Origin of the sequence: Pseudomonas sp. 18-147 (assembly GCF_051048045.1) — a bacterium.
Lineage (GTDB): Bacteria > Pseudomonadota > Gammaproteobacteria > Pseudomonadales > Pseudomonadaceae > Pseudomonas > Pseudomonas aeruginosa.
In genome coordinates this window covers 4,742,477-4,759,045 of record NZ_CP182296.1, presented here as the reverse complement: position 1 = coordinate 4,759,045, position 16,569 = coordinate 4,742,477, and the positions used below count along the sequence as shown (strand labels likewise).

Annotated in this window: 17 protein-coding genes and 1 other RNA gene; 10 read left to right on the top strand and 8 right to left on the bottom strand. The window is 61.9% G+C overall.

Annotation, left to right across the window (positions count from 1 at the left end):
- Positions 1-6: 6 nt before the first annotated feature.
- Positions 7-1,005 carry a hypothetical protein gene (locus tag ACM0M4_RS22560; RefSeq protein ID WP_023110329.1) on the bottom strand — a complete coding sequence of 333 codons (999 nt, stop codon included), beginning with the start codon at positions 1,003-1,005 and terminating at the stop codon, positions 7-9.
- A gap of 177 nt (positions 1,006-1,182) precedes the next feature.
- On the bottom strand, positions 1,183-1,458 hold the full coding sequence (locus ACM0M4_RS22555) for a hypothetical protein (RefSeq protein WP_023110328.1): 276 nt from the start codon (positions 1,456-1,458) through the stop codon (positions 1,183-1,185).
- A 120-nt stretch (positions 1,459-1,578) separates the two neighbouring features.
- On the opposite strand from ACM0M4_RS22555, the gene ACM0M4_RS22550 reads away from it, so the two are divergent.
- The 5 genes from ACM0M4_RS22550 to ACM0M4_RS22530 all read left to right on the top strand — a co-directional run bounded on the left by ACM0M4_RS22550 (position 1,579) and on the right by ACM0M4_RS22530 (position 5,307).
- Positions 1,579-1,803 carry a hypothetical protein gene (locus ACM0M4_RS22550; RefSeq protein WP_023110327.1) on the top strand — a complete coding sequence of 75 codons (225 nt, stop codon included), beginning with the start codon at positions 1,579-1,581 and terminating at the stop codon, positions 1,801-1,803.
- Positions 1,800-2,015: a hypothetical protein gene (locus ACM0M4_RS22545; RefSeq protein ID WP_023110326.1), complete on the top strand. Its 216-nt coding sequence runs from the start codon at positions 1,800-1,802 to the stop codon at positions 2,013-2,015. Before ACM0M4_RS22550 ends, ACM0M4_RS22545 begins: the two co-directional genes overlap by 4 nt.
- Positions 2,008-2,397, top strand: a complete 390-nt coding sequence (locus tag ACM0M4_RS22540; protein WP_023110325.1) for a hypothetical protein — start codon at positions 2,008-2,010, stop codon at positions 2,395-2,397. Before ACM0M4_RS22545 ends, ACM0M4_RS22540 begins: the two co-directional genes overlap by 8 nt.
- 634 nt (positions 2,398-3,031) lie before the next feature.
- Positions 3,032-4,324 carry a hypothetical protein gene (locus tag ACM0M4_RS22535; RefSeq protein WP_023110324.1) on the top strand — a complete coding sequence of 431 codons (1,293 nt, stop codon included), beginning with the start codon at positions 3,032-3,034 and terminating at the stop codon, positions 4,322-4,324.
- The gene (locus tag ACM0M4_RS22530) at positions 4,324-5,307 is read left to right on the top strand and encodes a phage integrase (protein WP_023110323.1); all 984 of its coding nucleotides are present in this window, start codon (positions 4,324-4,326) and stop codon (positions 5,305-5,307) included. Before ACM0M4_RS22535 ends, ACM0M4_RS22530 begins: the two co-directional genes overlap by 1 nt.
- A gap of 18 nt (positions 5,308-5,325) precedes the next feature.
- Here the strand turns inward: ACM0M4_RS22530 and ACM0M4_RS22525 are convergent, their stop codons facing one another.
- The 3 genes from ACM0M4_RS22525 to ACM0M4_RS22515 form a co-directional block, all read right to left on the bottom strand.
- A complete protein-coding gene (locus ACM0M4_RS22525; RefSeq protein WP_023110322.1) occupies positions 5,326-6,291 on the bottom strand; it encodes an NYN domain-containing protein in 966 nt (321 codons plus the stop codon).
- Positions 6,292-6,544: 253 nt separating this feature from the next.
- Positions 6,545-6,897: a transfer-messenger RNA gene (gene ssrA, locus ACM0M4_RS22520) on the bottom strand.
- Positions 6,898-6,958: 61 nt separating this feature from the next.
- Complete coding sequence (locus ACM0M4_RS22515; protein WP_003109435.1) at positions 6,959-7,837, bottom strand: hypothetical protein; 879 nt, start codon at positions 7,835-7,837, stop codon at positions 6,959-6,961.
- 87 nt (positions 7,838-7,924) lie between these two features.
- On the opposite strand from ACM0M4_RS22515, the gene ACM0M4_RS22510 reads away from it, so the two are divergent.
- Together ACM0M4_RS22510 and ACM0M4_RS22505 are read left to right on the top strand one after the other, a co-directional pair.
- Positions 7,925-8,608: a TetR/AcrR family transcriptional regulator gene (locus tag ACM0M4_RS22510; RefSeq protein ID WP_003120766.1), complete on the top strand. Its 684-nt coding sequence runs from the start codon at positions 7,925-7,927 to the stop codon at positions 8,606-8,608.
- Positions 8,609-8,716: 108 nt separating this feature from the next.
- Entirely contained in the window at positions 8,717-9,658 is a 942-nt protein-coding gene (locus tag ACM0M4_RS22505) for an alpha/beta fold hydrolase (protein WP_003085798.1), read from the top strand.
- A 134-nt stretch (positions 9,659-9,792) separates the two neighbouring features.
- Here ACM0M4_RS22505 and ACM0M4_RS22500 read toward each other — a convergent pair whose 3' ends face one another.
- Positions 9,793-10,626, bottom strand: coding sequence for a metal-dependent hydrolase (locus ACM0M4_RS22500; RefSeq protein WP_003109433.1), 834 nt, complete (start codon positions 10,624-10,626; stop codon positions 9,793-9,795).
- A gap of 124 nt (positions 10,627-10,750) precedes the next feature.
- Here ACM0M4_RS22500 and oruR point away from each other — a divergent pair, with 124 nt between their 5' ends.
- The 3 genes from oruR to ACM0M4_RS22485 all read left to right on the top strand — a co-directional run bounded on the left by oruR (position 10,751) and on the right by ACM0M4_RS22485 (position 13,332).
- The gene (gene oruR / locus ACM0M4_RS22495; RefSeq protein WP_003114220.1) at positions 10,751-11,770 is read left to right on the top strand and encodes an ornithine utilization transcriptional regulator OruR; all 1,020 of its coding nucleotides are present in this window, start codon (positions 10,751-10,753) and stop codon (positions 11,768-11,770) included.
- A 101-nt stretch (positions 11,771-11,871) separates the two neighbouring features.
- Positions 11,872-12,513 carry an MBL fold metallo-hydrolase gene (locus ACM0M4_RS22490; RefSeq protein ID WP_003085806.1) on the top strand — a complete coding sequence of 214 codons (642 nt, stop codon included), beginning with the start codon at positions 11,872-11,874 and terminating at the stop codon, positions 12,511-12,513.
- Positions 12,514-12,618: 105 nt separating this feature from the next.
- Positions 12,619-13,332: an OmpA family protein gene (locus ACM0M4_RS22485; protein ID WP_003085808.1), complete on the top strand. Its 714-nt coding sequence runs from the start codon at positions 12,619-12,621 to the stop codon at positions 13,330-13,332.
- 69 nt (positions 13,333-13,401) lie between these two features.
- On the opposite strand, the gene ACM0M4_RS22480 is transcribed toward ACM0M4_RS22485, so the two are convergent.
- Positions 13,402-14,316: an acyltransferase gene (locus ACM0M4_RS22480; protein ID WP_003085811.1), complete on the bottom strand. Its 915-nt coding sequence runs from the start codon at positions 14,314-14,316 to the stop codon at positions 13,402-13,404.
- Between the two features lie 126 nt (positions 14,317-14,442).
- Positions 14,443-16,557, bottom strand: coding sequence for a phosphate acetyltransferase (pta, locus tag ACM0M4_RS22475; RefSeq protein ID WP_003114221.1), 2,115 nt, complete (start codon positions 16,555-16,557; stop codon positions 14,443-14,445).
- Positions 16,558-16,569 lie beyond the last annotated feature (12 nt).

Genomic DNA, 16,569 nt, shown 5'->3' with positions numbered 1-16,569 from the left:
ATTATTTCAGAATGCGCCGGTAACTCTAGACATATAACTTGATACTGAGCTTATCTGATACCCATCCTCAGGCTCGTCCCCCCATGCACATTCAACTTCCTCTAATACCTTGTCGTTGATTAGCCAAGTGATAGGTAGCGGCTCTCCGGATTTTAGAAAATACCCGAGAAGACCGTAATCCCCTCTATCTAGATGTGAAAATCCAGAGTCGCTTTTTCGGTGAACTACCGAGTCAAACAGCTCATCAATTTCCCGTGCATATTCACCCCGAAGCTCGAGTCTGCCCTTTACTATTTTTTTCCACGCATAGTATGAAAGATATGACTGCATTTCGAGCACTTGCAGGCATACAGGAAGAACTTCGCTAAGACGGCTTTGGAGAGACTCCACGTTCAGAGCGGAGCTTCCACTCAAGACGTCGCCAGATATAGGGAGGTGGTAGCTATATAGTTCTCTACAAAATCTAAGCTCCTCCAGCAAATCTACAACGTCCTTTTTGTACACTCCGGACCTTACGAAATAGTTGAGTATTTCTTTGGAGACGGCGGTGTGTGATATTTCCCTAACCTTCTCTAGCTTAAAGTCCGCAGCCAATAGCATGTTTGCAGATAGGACGCTGAATAAGGAATAGTAGCAGGCATAAAATGAAAGATTCTTCATTCCGCGCCCCTCTAACTCCTCTGATTGTGTAAAGTACAATACAGCTAGCGTCATTTTTTTTGAGGCCAAATAGTGGCGAATTATCCACTCAATTCGCGATAGATAATTACCTTTGTCAAATATTTTTGCCAACTTGTCATGCTGGCTTCTTGAGAAAACCCCGAGCTTATCTGCTGGTGCACTTTCCCTAAGGGTTTCAAAGGCTCCATAGGTGCTCTCTATTTCTTTTAGAATAGACACTCGACTAATACTCTTACGCTGTCCAACTTCATTGAATTTTATTGGAACTGTATCGTTGTCTTTTTGACCTCGACGTTCGTTGCGATCGTCGATTTCCTCGTCCATGTCGAAACTCAAGCTTCTGAGTTGTTCGTCAGTCTCGCGCTTTTCCATGCACGTCACGTCCCTGCTTGCGGAGAGGCTGCCTGATCACAGGAATGCCAGACCTAGCCTCTTCTTTTTCCACCATCCGACCGCTGGAGCGCCATGCGTACCAGCGTTTGCTTACTTTAGTGGTGAGCGTCACCCCGCGCCTTGATTGGCCAAACTTCGATTCGCGTCCTCGTAGTCAGGGCTGGTTTGCCCCACCTCTGGCATCACTTCGCCAGTCAGCAACCACCAACGGAACTGCGGGAAAACCTTTGCAATCGCGAGAATCTCCTCTTCCTTGATTTCTCTGTTCTTGGAAGGGTTCTTCAGGTTGCTCCAGGTGTAGCGACTGATACCGGTTAGCTCCTCGAGTTTGGGAAGTCGGATATCGGACCACGACAGAATGGTTATGACGCGCTGTTTGATCATTACTTATTCATCTAAATAAACTCTAGTCAAATTGACTTGAGCTGAATATGCTTCATTCCAGCTAGAGTCAGTCTGACTTTAGCTGTTGCCAGTATTGACCAGCATAGTGCAGCAAAGGCCATGAATGTAGAAGGACTCAACCCGTCTCAAAAAGACCTTTCGAGCCCGCCTCCGGTGATGCCCTGGAGAGAGTTCGCCGACTGGATTCGCATGGGCGACCGCCATGACGTGGTCTGGGGGTGGATTCGCAACGGCTATATCCCTCACGAGAAGGTCGGCAAGCACGTGCTGGTAAACGTCGCGTTGTTCACCAGCCAGCTTATGGAAAAGGAGTTGCCCCTATGAGCGAACACCAATCGAGCCCCGACATTTGCACCATCCCGGCCTTCGCCGAAATGTGCGGCGTGAGGGTTGAAGAAGCTGAGGAATGGGTGCGTAACGGCACCATCCCTAGCACCACCATGGGGGAAATGCAGGTGGTGAACATGGTGCGCTTCCGCGCCGATCTGCTCAGCGGCAAAGAGAATTTCGAAGCGGGAGATTACAACGATGACTAGCAACCGCGTCGCCCTGGATACCGAAAGCGCCCTGACCTACTTGGGGCAAACCGTTCTCTTCGAATTGGTGTGGGAACAAGACCCCGAGCCGCTCTGGTGTCTTCTTCATGTTGTCGGCATCGTCCTGGCACTCGAAGGCGTTCACAGTGATCCCTACTTCCTCGTCGTCGCGGCCAACGGCGAGGGGCGCTATCCGAACGAATTGTTCTGGTCCGACATTCGCACGATTCGGGTGATGCGGCACCGCGACCGGCATGGTTCCGGCAACGTACTGGACCGCATCGCCCACCCTAAAGATCCGCGCTCAAGGGCCGCGCTCCCGGCTCGTCGGAACAGCCCCACCGTTCCGGCGAACGGAAGCACGGGCGCAGCGAACCCTTGAACGCATGCCCGTCACCAGCCTTGGCCGGTGAGCGTGGGGCAGCTTCTCCGCCCCGCGCTCCCGAGCCCTCGGCGGCAAGAGCGGGATGACAAGGGCAGAGCCCTTGGTGTTGGGCGATGCCGGTCGTGCATATCCGAGCGGAGTGAATGGACTTAACTGGATAGTGTTGGACTACGTTTCCGGCCCCATTCGCCTTCGGCATAGCCCCGTTCCAGCACCTGATTTTGTGGTGAGATAACCACAGCGGCGCGCCCCAGAGCCCCGTTCCAAAGCCTCTTAATTCCACCATTTCCGAACGCTGAATCACCGGCGCGAGCGCCTGTATTCCAGCGACGGGCACGCTCATGCCCAGGAAATGCAAACGAGGAAAACGCGATGAGCCTAGAGGGACTGATCAACGTCGTTGCTCTCGTGCTGACGGCCTACCTCCTGTGCGGCGGCGCTCCGCTCAAGCAACCCACCATCCCCTCCTGTTGGGTCAGTCCGGTGCAACTGGAGTGTTGGACGTTCGCCGCGACGCCGGCCGGGAGCGCAAGGCATGAGCGGTAGGCCGAAGGCGCGGCGACGTCCCTGTAACACGTCTAACAACACACGCAGTGAAATGGACATTAATGGATAACGTTGGAGAATTCAGATGGCAAAGTTCAGTGATCAACGTCGACTGCTAGTTCAACCGGACGGTCAAATCATCGACTCCCCGCGTGGCCGCCTCTTCATCGACGCCTATACGGCGAAAATGACCGACCTATCCGGGGTTCGCGTTTTGCGCTGCGGCGTGGATACCGTCCGCCAGTTGTACAACGGACTGATTCGCCCCGAAGTTATCGCGCTATTCGACTCCCAGGAACCTATCGTTGAGTTCGCCGGCTACGAATGGTCCAAGGGGCGTGTCGGGCGCGATTCCGGGTATCAGTTCCGCCTGCAGAATGCAGACCTCGGCCTGATCCTGCTGATCAAGAACCACAACATGAAGCTGGAGAGCATCGGTTCTCACCTCAAGATTGAGGTTTCTCCGCATGCGATTGATGGTGTGGCCCCGAAGGCGCTCCAGGGACTCATGGATTCACTCGCTGCGGCGGTGATGACTCACTGCGAGCCCAACCAGTGTGCCGTCCACATCGCCCTGGACGTGCAAGGTTGGACTCCGAAAGAGAACATCGTGGATCGCATGTACTGCCGATCCAATCGGGTACGCCAGATCAGCGGCATCGACCGCATCGAGTTCAACGGCAACGCCTCGGTCTACGGACGTGGTGAAACCTATATGTTCGGCTCGCCGACAGGCATCCAGCTAGCGGTCTACAACAAGTCGCTACAGGCCCGCGCTACCGACAAGCTCGATTACTGGAACGCCGTCTGGTCCACCCACAACGGCAATCCGTTTGGTGACAGCGACGCAGCCTACAACCCCAAAGAGCCGGTCTGGCGCATCGAGTTTCGCTACCACCACACCATCATCAATCAATTCGCTCAGGGCTCCGTAAAGGCCTCTGGCGGCGTGATTGGCACCCGGACCTATGAGGGTATCTCCCAGCACCTCGATCACCTCTGGGTGTACGGCTGCGAGGCGTATCGGCTACTCGGTCTACGTACTCAGCATGACCCGTTCTGGACCCTGATAATGCAAGACGTGAAGGTCCAGGTAGAGGCCGATCCGCTCATCGAGCGTGTCGAGTATCGGCGTTATCGCAAGACAGCCATGGGCTTCTCCGGCAAGAACTGCGAGATGTTCCTGGGCCAGTTCATCAGCCTGATCGCACGCGAGCGTATCCCCGCAAAAAAGGCGATTGAGTCCGCCTACAGCCTCGAATTCTGGCACGTGATCGAAGACCACTACTTAGCGAAAGGCTGGACTCGGCGAGACCTTGAAAAGCACATCAAGAACCTGATCTCAGACCGCTATTTGAGAAGGGGATACGCCGTCTGATGGCAATCACGAAGCTGGAGGATGGACGCTGGCTAGCTGATATCGAACCCATCAAGGGCAAGCGCTTTCGCAGACGATTCAAGACCAAGGGCGAGGCTCAACGCTTCGAAGTTACGGTGCGGCAGAAGTGCATCGAGAGTCCGGCTTGGAGTATCAAGCCCAAGGATCGCCGCAGGCTCTCCGAGCTAGTGCAACTCTGGTACGACCTCCATGGGCACTCACTGCGTGATGCGCCTCGGCGGCTGTCCAAAATGCTGCAATTGGCTGCTCGATTGGGGGACCCGGTGGCAACGGCCCTGGATGCGTCTTTGTATGCGAGCTTGCGGCGGAAGCGGCTGGAGGAGGGGATATCCGGGAAGACCCTGAACAACGAACTGGACTACCTCCGTGCGGTGTTCAATGAACTGAAGGATTTGGGTCAGATCGACTACGGCAACCCGCTGGCCGGGGTGAAGCTGCTCAAGCTGCAAGAGCGGGAACTGTCGTGGCTCACCACTGAGCAGATTAGCGAGCTGCTGGACTCGATCCGTAACCGTTGCGATAACCCGCATACGGAGCTGGTGACGCTGCTTTGCCTAACTACCGGTGCTCGATGGTCCGAGGCCGAAAAGCTCCACGCGCATCGACTCCAGGGAAACGTCGTGACTTATGCGGGAACCAAGTCAGGGAAGGTACGCCACGTGCCGATCCCGACAAAGCTGGCTGAGCGGGTAAGGGCGCATTGGCGGATGCATGGGCCGTTCACGTCCTGTATCACATCCTTCCGCCGCGCCCTGGAGCGCACCACGATTAAGCTGCCGCAAGGACAGGCCAGTCACGCTCTCCGGCACACCTTCGCCAGCCACTTCATGATGAATGGAGGGAACATACTTACGCTTCAGAAAATTCTGGGGCATTCGACGCTTACGATGACTATGCGTTACGCACACCTGTCACCGGACCACCTTCAAGATGCCATCAGGTTCGGTCCCTCTGTCCTATGAGCTAGGAGAAGAGGGCGACTACTTGGCTTTTACTGCATCGCGGAATGCACGCCGAATAACGCCTTTCTCGGCAGGCTGCAAAGCCCGGCTTAGAGCAGTTTTTCCGCGCCAAAGTAGTTTTCCATCGAATTCTGGAGGCAGAGAGTTGCTGGACTGGAAGACCTCTTTCAGCTTGTTGAGGTCGCCAACTATCAACTCGTTTGTGAGTCTATCCGCCACAGCGGCCAGGATTGCGTTGGGGTCTTCAGCCGCCGGTTCAGCGCCGTGTTCTTCAGTTGGTGCGTCAGATTGAGGTGCTGCGTTTGCTTCCTCGACCTGTGCTTGCTCCGGAGGCGATTCCGCAGAAGTAGCCTGGGCAGCAGGCTGGGCACTTTGCTCGGCTGAGGGGGCAGCTGGTGTGTCCGACTGGCTAGCAGCAGGTTCTCTTCCTGTTACAGGTTGCCTGATAGTTAGGAACGACTGGATTACGTCTTGGTTCCAGTTCACCTGTGTGTCTGCCTCTTGAACGAGGCTGGGCGACTGATTGTTCTTTCCAGTGGCCGCGGCGATGCCGATCAGGTGAACTCGTACGCCGTAAGACTGAGCAAACTGTACGCCAACTCGTACATCCTCATCACCAGATACTAAAACAGCATCGGTGATTGCATGGTTGCGAGCGAGTTCGATCATGTCGATGACGATCATGGAATCGACGCCCTTTTGCTCACCAGAGCCATTAAGGGTGCCCATTCGAACCTTCACGTTATTGCTGTTCGCAAGACGCTTTTGCTCTAGGGTAGGCCCTTTGCTTCCGATCGCGTCGTACCAATAGATACGTAGAAGGGGGATGCCGCCGGAAAGTTCGTCAGCCGTCTGAGTAAGCTGCGTGATGACTGCTTGCTCGTTGATCGACAAATTCAGGCGCTTTTGGACATTGCCACTGATGGCAAGGGAGCCTTGGGCAAAGAGGTACCCGGCGTCGACGAAAATCCCTAGTCGGTCCATTTCCATTCCCTAGAAAGTATTAAGGGCCCCCGCAGGGACCCTTCGTATGTCGCGCAGACACCCATAGAGGTTAGTGGCATCTGCTTTGACAGGCCGAATTCTAGGTGCGTAGCGAGGCTTGGTCAAGCGATCCATGTGCTCAGCGTTGGCCGTGCGTCGCAGAGGGCGGTTCGACAAAATCTCGACACCTGCGGGGGATAAAAGAAAAACCCCTGAAATTCACTAGGAAAATCAGGGGCTTATCTTTTGCGTTTGGTGGAGCCGGGGGGATTTGAACCCCCGTCCGCCAGCTCTCCGCTATCGGTTCTACATGCTTAGCCAGCTCTACTGAGTTAACTCCGCGCCGCCCGAGTGGCAGGGTGCTTGGAGCGAGCTGTATGAGTTTTAGCCGTTACGTCTACAGCGAACTTGGCGGCGATCCTGTTCTATCTGACAGTCGTTTCGGGTTTACAGGCATCCCCTAGCGACTGCTAGCCGCATTAAGCAGCTAGAGCGTAGTTGTCGTCGTTGGCAACTATAAGTTTGCAGCAGCGAATTTACGAGTTCTGCTACCAGCTCGGCATGCCCCTCAAGTTTTGTTACCGGCGTCGAATCCTAATCGGCCCCAAAACCTTGACAGGTCGACGACCAGTCTACGGCAAAGGGCTGCGAGAGTCCAATCCGCCGCTCATAAACCTTTGACGCCGCTGGGTTTCCCCTCCGGAGGCGGGCTCAGGTCCAGGGGTTTGTCCGGTGCCTTGGCGTTCCGCCCGGGCGCCAGCTGTTTTTCCACGTCGGCCTGGATCGCCTGCAACACCGGTTGCAGGTCGCGCATGTTGTCGCGGACCTCGGGGTAAGGGTGGTCCTTGGCGAAAGCGGCGATGCGTTCCAGCAACTGGGCGCGCACCGGGGAGGGCAGGTGGATGAACAGCTCGGGCATTTCCTTGGCCAGTTCGGCGGAGTAGAGCACCAGGTCCTGGCGCTCGAACTGGGCGGTGAGGCCGAGGTAGTCGAGGGCGCTGCCGGTGAGCATCGCCGCGGCCGCCTTGGTTTCCTGCATGCCCTGCAGGCGCGCGGGGTTGCGCTGCTCGGCCTGGGACAGGGTCATCCAGAATTCGACGGTGAGGGTGAACAGGATCGACTGCTCGCGCAGCGAGTAGCTCATCAGGCCCAGCGCCTCGGCGCCGTAGGGCTGTTTGGCGGCGCGGAAATCGAAGTACAGGCGCATCAGCTCCTTGAGCTTGAACAGTACTTCGCGGGCCTCGTTCTGGCGGATCTCCAGGGGGCTGTAGATGTTCAGCTGCGGGCGGAAGTTTTCCTCGCTGACCATGCGCAGGTAGAGCGGCCCGGTGAATTCGCCGCTGCGTCGCGGCAGGGCGTTCTTCTGGGTTTCCTCGATCTTCTTCAGGGCGTCGATCAGCACCTGGTAGTCGTGGCTGTCCCAGGGCTTCTGGATGTCCGGGATGCGCTGGCCGAGGTAGTAGAGGTCGGCGGCCGCGAGCGGGCGGCCGAGAACCAGTAAAAGGATGGCCAGCGGCCAGAGCAGGCGGCGTGATAGGGTCGGCACGGACTTTCCTTGCGGGGCGCGTGGATCGGCCTAGGTTAGCGATGGCCGGGGCCGCCGTCACCCCGCGCTTCGATTGGGGCGGACGGGATGGCAACGGCGCAGTGGGACGGCTTGCAGGCGGTATTCGAGGACCTCGGCGGCTACGGCGCGCTGGCGCGCCAGGCGGCGCAGGGCGAGGGGCCGCTGGTGGGGCATCTGCAACGAACCAACATCCAGCTCGCGGCGATCCCGGTGTTCACCCGCAAGGGGATCGCCGAGACCACGGTCAACGACCTGCTGGAGGCGGCGCGGGTCTCGCGGCGGACTTTCTACAAGTATTTCGCCGGCAAGCTGGAGGTGCTGGAAAGCATCTACCACAGCGCCGTGCAATTGCTGCTGGCGCGCTTCGGCGGGCTGCGCAGCGAGGCCGGCAGCGACGAGGACTGGTTGCGGGCGATGGTCTCGCTGTTCTTCGACTACCACCTGGCGGTCGGTCCGATCATTCGCATGATGCAGGAGGAGGCCCTGCATGCCGGCTCGCCGCTGGCGGCGCACCGGCAGCGCGCGCACCTGAAGATTATCGAGCTGTGGGCCGAGCGCCTGGGCGCCCAGGGCGCGGCCCACGATGCGCTGACCTACCGGGTGCTGATCTGGGCGATGGAGGCGGCTTCGCTGGAGCTGCTCAATGCCAGCGACCCGCTGGAGCTGCCGCGGGTCAAGCGGGTGCTCGGCGACCTGCTGGTGGGTACGCTCTGTCCCCGCACCCAGGCTCCGACGAGACTGCAAGGGTAACAGCCGGGCAGTCGCCGCTCGCGCCTACAGAACCTAGGTTGGGCTCGCAGCCCGCCGTGGCCATGCTCTGATGCCCTGTCATAACAACAAGACGGGAGACGTGCGTCCATGTCCGCGACACCCTATCTGCTGCAACCGCCGCTGGCGGTCGGATTCGCCCGGCTGGGCTTCGGCTCTCTCTCGTTGGAGTCGTTGCGCGAACGCTACGCCGCACCCTCCAGCGGCTCGCGCTTCATCGAGCTGGACGGTTTCCCGCTGCACTACCGCGACGAAGGCAGCCGCGACAAGCCGGTACTGGTGATGATCCACGGCGTAGTGGCCTCGCTGCACACCTGGGACGACTGGGTGAAGGCGATGTCGCCGTACTTCCGCATCGTGCGCTTCGACGTACCGGGCTTCGGCCTGACCGGGCCGGGGCGTGACAGCCGTTACTCCGGCGAGCGCATGGTGGCGATCCTCGGCCAGTTGCTCGATTTCCTGAAGATCGACAAGGCCTCGATCGCCGGCAACTCCCTGGGCGGCTATATCGCCTGGAACTTCGCCCTGGCGCAGCCGCAGCGGGTGGAGCGGCTGGTGCTGATCGATCCGGCCGGTTACCAGATGCGCAAGGTGCCGTGGATGATCGCCTCGGCGGCGCTGCCCGGCTCGACCCTGGCGATGCCGCTGTGGATGCCGCGAGCGCTGATCGCCCAGGGCATCAAGGAAGTCTATGGCGAGCCGGGGCGGATCAAGCCGGGGGTGGTCGACCGCTACTACGATCTGAGCCGCCGCCCGGGCAACCGCAAGGGCATGATGGAGATCTTCCGCGTGTTGCTGAAGGTCAACCGCGAGGAGCTCGGCACCTCCGGCGAACGCATCGCCCGGATCGTCGCGCCGACCCTGCTGATGTGGGGCGAACGCGACCGCTGGATCTCGCCGAAGCATGTACCGCTGTGGCAACGCGACCTGCCGGGGATCCAGGTGAAGACCTATCCGGGCGTCGGGCATATCCCCATGGAGGAGATTCCCGAGCAGACCGCGGCGGATGCACTGCGCTTCCTGATGGCCTGATCCCAGGCCTTCATGAAGAAGCCCGCGCTGGTCAGTCGCGGGCTTTTTAATGCGTGGACGAAAGGCCGAAATACCAGGCAGGGCAGGGAAGCGATGCATGCCCCTCTCGCGGCGCGGAGGGGCGGCGAGGAGGGTCAGGCGGCCTTCGGTTCCGGTTCGAATTGGTCGCGGTACTGCTCGATGAGGTGCAGGTTATTGTGCTGCCAGGGGTGGAAGTCCTTCTTGTAGAAGTCCAGGTACACGCCCACCAGCGAGCGGAACACGCCGTCCTTGCCCCACAGCCACTTGATGCCGTCGCGCCAGACCTTGAAGTTCCACAGCAGGCCGTCGCGCTTGAGCATGTGGACCAGGCCCTTGGTGGTGTCGAGGGCGAAGAAGAAGGTGCCCTGGACCATCGCCCGGCGGCGCAGCCTGGCCTTGCCGTTGACCAGCATGAACACGTCGTAGGCCACCGCCTTGTGCTCGGTTTCCTCCAGTGCGTGCCAGCGCCACAGGCGGGCCATGGTCGGGTCGGCGCCTTCCAGCCACCTGGGGTTGCTCAGCAGGCCGTCGGCCATGATCGCGGTGAGGTGCTCCAGGGCCGCGGTGGCCGCCAGTTGCCGCGACGGGTGCAGTTTCTGCTGGGCGAAGCGGATGCGCCGTTTGGCGCCGCCTTCCAGGCGGTCGATGTCGTAGCCGAGGGCGCGCAGGCGGTCGCTGTAGACCAGGTGCTCGCGGCTGTGGTGGCCTTCCTGGCCGATGAAGCCACGGATCTGTTGCTTCAGCGCCGGGTCCTCGACCCGTTCGCGGTAGTGGCGCACGGAGTCGATAAAGAAGCGCTCGCCATCGGGGAACAGCACCGACATGGCGTTGAACATGTGGGTCTTGAAAGCGTCGCCGCTGTGCCAATGGCGCGGCATCGGATCGGGCAGGTCGAAGTCCAGATGACGCGGGCGGATCTCCAGACCTTCGGGGGTGGTGCTGGCCATAGCGGCTCCCTGTGATGGTGAAGGACCATGGGATCGACTATCGCTTGCGGGGGATAGCCTCACAAGGTTATCTTCTGCCAACTTTCCGGTCATATCCGGCCAGCGGTCAGAACAATAAACAACCATGAAACAACCGCTCAATTTCACCGCCGAACTGGTGCCGGTGGCCTATGCCGAGGCACTCCTCGATCTTGTCGCGGAGTACGGCGTATCCCGCCAGGCGCTGTTCGACGCTGCGCGGGTGCGTCCCGAGGTGCTGGACAGCCCGAACGGCCGCCTGTCCTTCCTCGACTTCAACCAGCTCACCTACAGCGCCCAGGCCCTGTGCGGCGAGCCGGCGCTGGGGCTGGTGCTCGGCCAGCGCCTGAACGTCTCCGCCCACGGCATCCTCGGCTACGCGGTGCTGTCCAGCGCCAACTTGGGCAAGGCCATCCAGTTCGCCCTCAAGTACTACCGGGTGCTCGGCCTGGCCTACGAACTGGAACTGGTGCTCGATGACGGCCGCGCCGAGTTGCGCGCGGTGGAGTCGATGCCGCTGGGCGCCGCTTCGGTGTTCGCCGCCGAGGGCCTGATGGCGACGCTGTATTCCATCGCCTGCTTCCTGGTCGGCGAGCCGTTGCAGGACGTGCGGGTCGGCTTCGCCTATCCGCCGCCGGCCCATGCCCGGCGCTACGCCGAGGTGTTCGGGGTGGCCGCGGAGTTCGAGCAGCCCTGGCACTGGCTGAGCATGCCCAGCGAGTACCTGGAACGACCGATGGCGCTGGCCAACCCGGCCACGGTGCAGATGTGCGAGCAGCAGTGCGAGGCGCTGCTGGCCACCCTGGACGTCCAGGAAGGCCTGCTGACCCGTGTGCGCCGCCTGCTGCTGGCGCGTCCCGGCGACTTCCCCGATCTCGAACAGGCCGCCCGCGAACTGCACACCAGCGGGCGCAGCCTGCGCCGGCACCTGTCGTCGTTGGGCACCACCTACCAGCAGGTCCTCGACGATGTGCGCAAGCGCCTGGCCCTGCAATACCTGACCACCACCCAGCTACCTCTGTACGAGATCGCCCTGCTGCTCGGCTTCAACGATTCGTCGAACTTCCGCCGGGCGTTTCGCAAGTGGACCGGCAAGCTGCCCAGCGACTACCGCGAAGCGCCCTGAGCCGACGCCGGCGATCCTCTGCAGCGGATGGATGTGCCATGCTTGGCGTTTCATAGAAATCCATGGCGCGCTTGCCGCGCCGACCGTGATCGGAGTCTTGCATGTCGACATCCCCCGCGCTGATCCGCGAAACCTTTCCCGTCGGGCCTTTGCAGTGCAACTGCACCATCATTGGCGATCCGCTGACCAGGAAGGCCATCGTCGTCGATCCGGGCGGCGACCACGAACTGATCCTGCAGCGCCTCGACCGCCTCGGCCTGCAGGTGGTCAGCATCATCCATACCCACGCGCACCTGGATCACTTCCTCGCCTCCGGCGAGATGAAGAAGCGCACCGGCGCCAGCCTGCACCTGCACAAGGACGACCAGTTCCTCTGGGACAACCTGGAGATGCAGTGCCAACTGTTCGGCGTGCCCTACACGCCGGTGCCGGCCCCGGACCGCTGGCTGGCCGACGACGAGGAACTGGCCTGCGGTTGCGGAGTGGCACTGCACACGCCGGGGCATACGCCGGGCTCGATGAGTTTCTGGTTCCCCCGGGCGAAGCTGCTGATCGCCGGCGACACCCTGTTCCGCCGTGGCATCGGCCGCACCGACCTGTGGGGCGGCGACTCGGCGGCGATCCAGCGTTCGATCCGGCAGCGCCTGTACAGCCTCGACGAGGACGCCACGGTGGTCGCCGGCCATGGCCCGGACACCACGCTGGGCGAAGAGATGCGCGAGAACCCCTTCGTCAGGGGCTGAAAAGGATTTTTCCGAGCATCGGGAATTTTGCCACTTGGCTATGCTCTAAGATATCGGCCGCCCCTCACGCAGGGGCGTTTCAGTACCTCGAGGAGTAGTTTTCCCATGTTCACCTCCCGTTGCCTGCCTCTGGCCGCAGCCGTCACCGCACTGGCGCTGCTCGCCGGTTGTGCCAACAACAACCCCTACGACACGCAAAGCCAAAGCCAGGGTGGCATGAGCAAGACGGCCAAGTACGGCGGACTGGGTGCGCTGGCCGGCGCCGTCGCCGGCGCTGCGATCGACCACAACAACCGTGGCAAGGGCGCGCTGATCGGCGCTGCCGTTGCCGGCGCGGCCGCCGCGGGTTATGGCTACTACGCCGACAAGCAGGAAGCCGAGCTGCGTCGGCAGATGGAAGGCACCGGCGTGGAAGTGCAGCGCCAAGGTGACGACATCAAGCTGATCATGCCGGGCAACATCACCTTCGCCACCGATTCGGCGAACATCGCCCCGAGCTTCTACGCGCCGCTGAACAACCTGGCGAACTCGTTCAAGCAGTACAACCAGAACACCATCGAGATCGTCGGTTACACCGACAGCACCGGCAGCCGCCAGCACAACATGGACCTGTCCCAGCGTCGTGCGCAGAGCGTGGCCGGCTACCTGACCGCCCAGGGCGTCGACGGCACCCGCCTGAGCACCCGCGGCATGGGCCCGGACCAGCCGATCGCGAGCAACTCCACTGCCGACGGTCGCGCGCAGAACCGGCGCGTCGAGGTCAACCTGCGACCGGTTCCGGGCGCCCAGGGCCCGGCGCAGACCCAGCCGCAGTACTGATCGCGGCCTGGACGAAAAAGCCCGCCATTCGGCGGGCTTTTTCATGGGCGCTGGTCGGCGCTCTTCGTCCTACGCCTTGGCGTTACCGGGAAACTCGCGGTGCAGGCTGTCGAGCAACTGGTCCTTGCGCTCCCACAGCTGGTTGACCCATTGCTGGAATTCCGCGCGGTAGCCGGCGTCCTGGTCGTAGCTCTTGCCGACGAACTGGCGCGGAATCTCCAGTTCCTCGAAGCGCACCACGACGTCCTTCAGGCGTCCGGAAAGCAGGCACCAGAAGGTCGGGCTGCCGTCCGGGTAGTGGATGGTCACGTTGACCAGGGTCTTCAATTGCTCGCCCATGGCGTCGAGGACGAAGGCGATACCGCCGGCCTTGGGCTTGAGCAGGTGGCGGAACGGCGACTGCTGCTCGTCGTGCTTGGCGCGGGTGAAACGGGTGCCTTCGAGGAAGTTGAACACCGCTACCGGGATGCGGCTGAACTTGGCGCAGGCCTTGCGCGTGGTCGCCAGGTCCTGGCCTTTCTTCTCCGGGTGCCTGGCCAGGTAGGCCTTGCTGTAGCGCTTCATGAAGGGGAAATCGAGGGCCCACCAGCACAGGCCGATGATCGGGACCCAGATCAGTTCCTGCTTGAGGAAGAAGCGCAGCAGCGGGATGCGTCGGTTCAACTGGTATTGCAGGACGAGGATGTCGACCCAGCTCTGGTGGTTGCTGGTGACCAGGTAGGAGTGTTGGTACTCCAGGCCCTCCAGGCCCTGGACGTTCCAGCGGGTGCGCTGGACCAGGTTCATCCAGCCCTTGTTGCAGGCGATCCAGCCTTCGGCGATCAGGCTCATGATCTTGCTGCACAGGCGCTGGGCGGCGGCGAACGGCAGGAGCAGCTTGACCAGGGTCATGCCGAACAGCAGGCAGGCCCAGCACAGGGTGCTGGACACCAGCAGCAGGCCGGCCAGGGAGCCGCGCAGGAAATGGGGGAGAAACGACAGCATCAAGGAGTCCTTGTACGTAGGCGCCCGGCCAGGGCCGGGCGCGTGGAGCGGGGCGTGGTCCCGCCGTTCACATGGCACATCCTCGTGCCTGGCCGAAGCCAGTGCCGCCCACTGGGCGGCGTTCCTTCAGGCCGGGGCCTGGGCGTCCGCCTGGATGGCGGTGAGGGCGATGGTGTAGACGATGTCTTCCACCAGCGCGCCGCGCGACAGGTCGTTCACCGGTTTGCGCAGGCCTTGCAGCATCGGCCCGACGCTGACGCAATCGGCGCTGCGCTGCACCGCCTTGTAGGTGGTGTTGCCGGTGTTCAGGTCGGGGAAGATGAACACCGTGGCCTGCCCGGCCACCGGGCTGTTCGGCGCCTTCTGGCGGCCGACGCTGGCGATGGCGGCGGCATCATACTGCAAGGGTCCGTCGATCAACAGGTCGGGGCGCTGCTCGCGCGCCAGGCGGGTGGCCTCGCGAACCTTGTCGACATCCACCCCGGAACCGGAGTCGCCGGTGGAGTAGCTGATCATCGCGACCCGTGCCGGGATGCCGAAAGCCTGCGCCGACGCGGCACTCTGCACGGCGATCTCGGCCAGGTCACTGGCTGAAGGATCGGGATTCACCGCGCAATCGCCGTAGACCAGCACCTGGTCCGGTAACAACATGAAAAACACTGACGACACCAGGTTGTAGCCGGGCGCGGTCTTGATCAGTTGCAGCGCCGGGCGGATGGTGCTGGCGGTGGTGTGGATGGCGCCGGAGACCAGGCCGTCGACCTCGTCCAGGGCAAGCATCATGGTCGCCAGGACCACGCTGTCCTCCAGTTGCTGCTCCGCCATCGGCGCGTTCAGCCCCTTGCCCTTGCGCAGCTCGACCATCGGTTCGACGTAGCGCTGCCGCACCAGGTCAGGGTCGATGATCTCCAGGCCTTCCGGTAGCACGATGCCCTGGGCCTGGGCCACCGCCTGGACCTCTTCCGGCTTGGCCAGCAGCACGCAGCGGGCGATGCCGCGCGCCTGGCAGATCGCCGCCGCCTGTACGGTGCGCGGCTCGCTGCCCTCGGGCAGGACGATGCGCTTGCCGGCCTTCTGCGCGCGTTGCACCACCTGGTAGCGGAACGCCGGCGGCGACAGGCGCAGCTCGCGCGGCGTGCCGCAGCGCTGCTTGAGCCATTCGAAATCGATGTGCCCGGCGACGAACTCGGTGACCCGCTCGGCGCGCTCGCGGTCGTCCACCGGGATTTCCTTGTTCATCCGGTTCAGGTTGGTCGCGGTGTCGTAGGAGCCGGTGGCCACCGACAGCACTGGCAGGCCTCCCTGCAAGGCGCCGCGGCAGAGTTCCATGATCCGCGGGTCGGGCGGGAAGTCGCTGCACAGCAGCAGGCCGGCCAAGGGTACGCCGTTCATCGCGGCCAGGCTGGCGGCGAGGATGATGTCGTCGCGGTCGCCGGGGGTCACCACCAGCACGCCGGGCTTGAGCAGTTGCACGGTGTTGGGCACGGCGCGGGCGCATAGCACGATCTTCTGCACCCGGCGCTGCTCATAGTCGCCGGCGTTGATCACCCGAGCGCTGAGCAGGTCGGCGATGTCGCGGGTGCGCGCGGCGTTGAGTTCGTCCTGCCAGGGAATGCAGCCGATCAGGCGGAAGTCGTCGCGCAGCAGCGGCGAGTGTTCGGTGAGGCGCCGGGCGAAGTCCGCCACGCCGTCCTCGGCGTTGGCCGCGTCGGCCTCGCCGCGGACCTTGTTGAGGATCACCCCCAGCACCTTCGGATCGCGCGGGCCGCCGAACAGCTGGGCCTGGATCTCGATACGGTCGGTCAGTTCGGTGAGCGTCTCGTTTTCCGGCGCGGAGACCAGGATCACCTCGGCGTCGAGACTCTTCGCCAGGTGGAAGTTGACCCGCGCGGCGTAGCTGGCGTGACGGGTCGGTACCATGCCTTCGACGATCACCACGTCCTTGTCGGCGGCGGCGCGCTGGTAGAGGCTGATGATCTCTTCGAGCAGTTCGTCCAGTTGGCCGTCGCCGAGCATGCGCTCGACCTGGGCCAGCGGCAGCGGCTTCGGCGTATCCAGGCCGTGGGTGCGCGCCACCAGTTCGCTGGAGCGCTCCGGGCCGAGGTCGCCGGGATGCAGTTGGGCGATGGGTTTGAAGAAGCCAACCTTCAGCCCGGCGCGTTCCAGGGCGCGAAGCAGGCCGAGGCTGATCGAGGTGAGGCCGACGCCGAAACCGGTCGGGGCGATGAAGAAGGTATGCATCTGGGCTCCTTA

Coding starts and splice junctions, on each gene's coding strand:
- ACM0M4_RS22505 (WP_003085798.1), top strand. CDS start 8,717: ATGTCCGCGACACCCTATCTGCTGCAACCGCCGCTGGCGGTCGGATTC.
- ACM0M4_RS22540 (WP_023110325.1), top strand. CDS start 2,008: ATGACTAGCAACCGCGTCGCCCTGGATACCGAAAGCGCCCTGACCTAC.
- ACM0M4_RS22550 (WP_023110327.1), top strand. CDS start 1,579: ATGAATGTAGAAGGACTCAACCCGTCTCAAAAAGACCTTTCGAGCCCG.
- ACM0M4_RS22485 (WP_003085808.1), top strand. CDS start 12,619: ATGTTCACCTCCCGTTGCCTGCCTCTGGCCGCAGCCGTCACCGCACTG.
- ACM0M4_RS22500 (WP_003109433.1), bottom strand. CDS start 10,626: ATGGCCAGCACCACCCCCGAAGGTCTGGAGATCCGCCCGCGTCATCTG.
- oruR (WP_003114220.1), top strand. CDS start 10,751: ATGAAACAACCGCTCAATTTCACCGCCGAACTGGTGCCGGTGGCCTAT.
- ACM0M4_RS22480 (WP_003085811.1), bottom strand. CDS start 14,316: ATGCTGTCGTTTCTCCCCCATTTCCTGCGCGGCTCCCTGGCCGGCCTG.
- pta (WP_003114221.1), bottom strand. CDS start 16,557: ATGCATACCTTCTTCATCGCCCCGACCGGTTTCGGCGTCGGCCTCACC.
- ACM0M4_RS22530 (WP_023110323.1), top strand. CDS start 4,324: ATGGCAATCACGAAGCTGGAGGATGGACGCTGGCTAGCTGATATCGAA.
- ACM0M4_RS22545 (WP_023110326.1), top strand. CDS start 1,800: ATGAGCGAACACCAATCGAGCCCCGACATTTGCACCATCCCGGCCTTC.
- ACM0M4_RS22490 (WP_003085806.1), top strand. CDS start 11,872: ATGTCGACATCCCCCGCGCTGATCCGCGAAACCTTTCCCGTCGGGCCT.
- ACM0M4_RS22535 (WP_023110324.1), top strand. CDS start 3,032: ATGGCAAAGTTCAGTGATCAACGTCGACTGCTAGTTCAACCGGACGGT.
- ACM0M4_RS22555 (WP_023110328.1), bottom strand. CDS start 1,458: ATGATCAAACAGCGCGTCATAACCATTCTGTCGTGGTCCGATATCCGA.
- ACM0M4_RS22510 (WP_003120766.1), top strand. CDS start 7,925: ATGGCAACGGCGCAGTGGGACGGCTTGCAGGCGGTATTCGAGGACCTC.
- ACM0M4_RS22560 (WP_023110329.1), bottom strand. CDS start 1,005: ATGGACGAGGAAATCGACGATCGCAACGAACGTCGAGGTCAAAAAGAC.
- ACM0M4_RS22525 (WP_023110322.1), bottom strand. CDS start 6,291: ATGGACCGACTAGGGATTTTCGTCGACGCCGGGTACCTCTTTGCCCAA.